This is a genomic window from Streptomyces durbertensis (assembly GCF_014156695.1).
GTDB lineage: Bacteria > Actinomycetota > Actinomycetes > Streptomycetales > Streptomycetaceae > Streptomyces > Streptomyces durbertensis.
Genome location: NZ_WMLF01000463.1, coordinates 1 through 4157 on the forward strand (window position 1 = coordinate 1; position 4157 = coordinate 4157).

The 4157-nt window shown below is 73.4% G+C and carries 3 protein-coding genes; 2 read left to right on the forward strand and 1 reads right to left on the reverse strand.

The features are described from left to right. A partial coding sequence (locus tag GL263_RS22680) for a WYL domain-containing protein (protein WP_182857608.1) occupies nucleotides 1-229 on the forward strand: 229 nt, incomplete at its 5' end. Nucleotides 230-338: 109 nt separating this feature from the next. Then, nucleotides 339-1982: a DNA repair helicase XPB gene (locus GL263_RS22685; protein WP_182857609.1), complete on the forward strand. Its 1644-nt coding sequence runs from the start codon at nucleotides 339-341 to the stop codon at nucleotides 1980-1982. Here the strand turns inward: GL263_RS22685 and GL263_RS22690 are convergent. Beyond that, nucleotides 1940-4138 (reverse strand): HelD family protein, encoded by a 2199-nt coding sequence (locus GL263_RS22690; RefSeq protein WP_182857610.1) that lies wholly within the window; start codon nucleotides 4136-4138, stop codon nucleotides 1940-1942. The two genes, GL263_RS22685 and GL263_RS22690, sit on opposite strands and share 43 nt — an antisense overlap. Nucleotides 4139-4157 lie beyond the last annotated feature (19 nt).

Here is a 4157-nt window from a genome sequence, read left to right on the forward strand (position 1 = left end):
CCCCCGCACGACGTCCGCCGACACCCTCGCCACCATGCAGTCGGCGGTGCTGACCGGCGACGCGGTGTGGATCGGCTACGTCAACGCCGACGGCGCCGCCAGCCAGCGAGTGATCGCCCCGATCCGCGTCGAGGGCGGCTTTGTCACGGCCTACGACCACACGGCCGACGAGGTCCGCACCTATCCGCTGCACCGCGTCACCGGCGCGGCCGAGATCACCGAGGAGTAGGCGCCGCACGTCGGGGCCCACCGGGAGCGGGGCGGCGCCGGACGGCCGGACCGCCCGGCGATGGTGGACACTGGAACGTCCGCCCACCGCCGTCCGAGGGAGTCCGCAGGTGACCGGTCCGCTCATCGTGCAGAGCGACAAGACGCTTCTGCTGGAGGTCGACCACGAGCAGGCCGACGCGTGCCGCCGCGCCATCGCGCCGTTCGCGGAGCTGGAGCGCGCCCCCGAGCACATCCACACCTACCGGATGACGCCGCTGGGCCTGTGGAACGCGCGGGCCGCCGGGCACGACGCGGAGCAGGTCGTGGACGCGCTGATGCAGTACTCGCGCTACCCGGTGCCGCACGCGCTGCTCGTCGACGTGGCGGAGACGATGTCCCGCTACGGCCGGCTGACGCTGACCAGGCACCCGGCGCACGGGCTGGTGCTGGTCAGCACCGACCGCCCGGTGCTGGAGGAGGTGCTGCGGTCGAAGCGGATCAAGCCGCTGGTGGGCGCGCGCGTCGGCGAGGACACGGTGGTCGTCCACCCCTCGGAGCGCGGGCAGATCAAGCAGACGCTTCTGAAGCTGGGCTGGCCGGCGGAGGACCTGGCCGGCTACGTGGACGGCGAGGCGCATCCGATCGAGCTCGCGGAGCACGGCTGGGCGCTGCGGCCGTACCAGCGGCAGGCGGTCGAGGGCTTCTGGCACGGCGGCTCGGGTGTGGTGGTGCTGCCGTGCGGCGCGGGCAAGACACTGGTGGGCGCGGGCGCGATGGCGCAGGCGAAGTCGACGACGCTGATCCTGGTGACGAACACCGTCTCGGCGCGGCAGTGGAAGCACGAGCTGGTGCGGCGGACGTCGCTGACCGAGGACGAGATCGGCGAGTACAGCGGTACGAAGAAGGAGATCCGGCCGGTCACCATCGCCACCTACCAGGTGCTGACCGTGCGGCGGAAGGGCGTCTACCCGCACCTGGAGCTGTTCGACTCGCGGGACTGGGGTCTGGTCGTCTACGACGAGGTGCACCTGCTGCCCGCGCCGGTGTTCAAGTTCACCGCCGACCTCCAGGCCCGGCGGCGGCTCGGCCTGACGGCGACCCTGGTCCGGGAGGACGGCCGCGAGTCGGACGTGTTCTCGCTGATCGGTCCGAAGCGCTTCGACGCGCCGTGGAAGGAGATCGAGGCGCAGGGGTACATCGCGCCGGCGGACTGCGTCGAGGTGCGGGTGACGCTGAGCGAGTCGGAGCGGCTGGCGTACGCGACGGCGGAGTCGGACGAGAAGTACCGGTTCTGCGCGACGACGGGCAGCAAGCAGCGGGTCACCGAGGCGCTGGTGCGCCGGCACGCGGGCGAGCAGACGCTGGTCATCGGCCAGTACATCGACCAGCTCGACGAGCTGGGCGAACGGCTGGGCGCGCCCGTCATCAAGGGTGAGACGAGCAACGCCCAGCGGGAGAAGCTGTTCGACGCGTTCCGGGCGGGCGAGCTGTCGGTGCTGGTGGTGTCCAAGGTGGCGAACTTCTCCATCGACCTGCCGGAGGCGACGGTGGCCATCCAGGTCTCCGGCACGTTCGGCTCCCGGCAGGAGGAGGCACAGCGGCTCGGGCGGGTGCTGCGGCCGAAGGCGGACGGGCACGAGGCCCGCTTCTACTCGGTCGTCGCCCGGGACACCGTCGACCAGGACTTCGCCGCGCACCGGCAGCGGTTCCTGGCCGAGCAGGGCTACGCCTACCGGATCGTGGACTCCGAGGAGTACCTGGCGGACTCCTGACCCGGCGGCGGCACGGTCGATGTCCCGGCCGCCAGCAGCTCCGGCAGGGGCGCGGAGTGCACCACCGCCAGTCCGGAGACCGCCCTGGTCAGCGCCACGTAGAGGCGGCGCAGACCGGTGCGGTCGTCCGGTTCCCCGTCGACGACCGCCGACGGCTCGTCGAGCACCACGTGGTCGTACTCCAGGCCCTTGGCGAGTGAGGCGGGCACGAGGGTGAGGCGGGCCTGGTGGGAGGTCTCCTCGCCGGGCGCGAGGTGCGGCAGCCCGGCGGCGGCGAGCGCCTCCGTCAGCGCCGGCACCCTGCTGTCGGCGGCGATCAGCCCGATGGAACCCTCGTTCTCCAGCGCTGCCCGGCAGGCGCGGACGACCTCGGCGGTCAGCTCGTCGCTCGGCACGCGGGCCACCGAGAAATCGCCGGGCGACTCCCGGACGGACGTGGCGGGGGTCAGGTCGGGGGCGATGGCGGGCAGCAGCCGGGACGCGTAGGCGATGACGTCGCGGGGCACGCGGAAGCCCTGCGTCAGCTCCTCCACGACGGCGTCCGGCTTGCCGAGGTGCCGCAGGGCCTCGGCCCAACTCGGCGTGGACCAGGGGGTGGTGCCCTGCGCGAGGTCGCCGAGCAAGGTGACCGAGCCGGTGCTGCAACGGCGGCCGACCGCGCGGTACTGCATCGGCGAGAGGTCCTGCGCCTCGTCCAGCACGACGTGGCCGAGCGACCGGGTGCGGCTGACCAGGTCCCGCGCCTCGTCGACGAGGACGGCGTCGGCGGCCGTCCACGGCGCGGACTTCACACCCCGGGCCGGCTTGGCCCACAGGATCGTCTTCTGCTCGTCGGGGCTCAGCAGTCCGTCGGCGGCCTCGGCGAGGAGGTCGGCGTCGGAGAGCAGGCGCAGCACCAGCTTGGCCGGGTCGACGGGCGGCCAGATGGCACGGACGGCCGCCTTGACCGCGCTGTTCCGGGCGACCGCGTCCTGCACCCGGTCGTCGGGGGCCTCCCCCGCGCGTTCCATGCGCAGCAGGACGGCGTGCGCGACGCGCTGCGGCAGGGCCTCGCGGGCGGCGCCGTAACGCAGCCCGCGGTCGATCAACTCCTGTGTCATCTTGGTCAGTTCGTCGGCCGGAATCCGCCAGCGGCGAGAGCCGCGCACGACGACGCACGGTTCGGTCGGCATGGTGATCTGGGCGCGGAGGGCCCGCCGCAGCACCTCCGCCATCCGCGCGTCGCCCTTCAGCACGGCGGCGGCCGGCTCGTCGGTGGAGCGCACCGGCACATGGGCGGTGAGCCGGTCCACCGTGGTCTGCTCGACGGCCAGTTCGCCGAGCGCCGGCAGGACCTGCTCGATGTAGTGCAGGAACGAGTCGTTCGGCCCGATGACCAGGGTCCCGGTGCGGGCCAGCCGCTCCCGGTGGGCGTAGAGCAGATAGGCGACGCGGTGCAGGCCCACGGCGGTCTTCCCGGTGCCGGGGGCGCCCTGGACGCAGACGCTGCCGTCGACGGCGGCACGGACGATCTCGTCCTGCTCGGGCTGGATCGTGGCGACGATGTCGCGCATCGGGCCGACGCGGGGGCGTTCGATCTCGCGTTGCAGCAGGGCGCTGGGGCCCGACTGTTCGGCCGGGTCGGTGAGGTGTTCGTCCTCGTAGGCGGTGAGTTCGCCGCCGGTGCAGCCGAAGCGGCGTCGCAGCTCGACGTGTCGGGGGTCGCGACGGGACGCCCGGTAGAAGGGCTGCGAGACCGGTGCCCGCCAGTCGACGACCATCGGGTCGCCGTGGGCGTCGTGCACGTGGCGGCGGCCGATGTAGAAGCGGTGGTCGAGGCGGACGTCGTGCTCGTGGGGCTCGTGCGTGTCGCCCGGGCCGTGCGGGGCGCGGCGGGTGTCCTCGTCGAACGGGTGGGCGGCGCCGGGGCCGTGGCCGTGGGCGTAGTCGAGACGGCCGAAGAACAGCGGGGCGTCGGCGAGGTCGGCGAGCGCCTTGATGCGGCGCTCCACGTCCGCTCTGATCACCTCGGCGCTCACCCAGCTGGCCGCGACGTCGGTGGTGTCGAGGGCTTCGGCCTCCGCACGCATCGCGCGCAGCGCGGCCCGGGAGGCGGCGAGATGCGCCCGCTCCCGGTCGAGCGGGTTGTCGTCCGGGCCGGGCTGACGGCGTTCCACATCGGCGGCGCGGCACGAC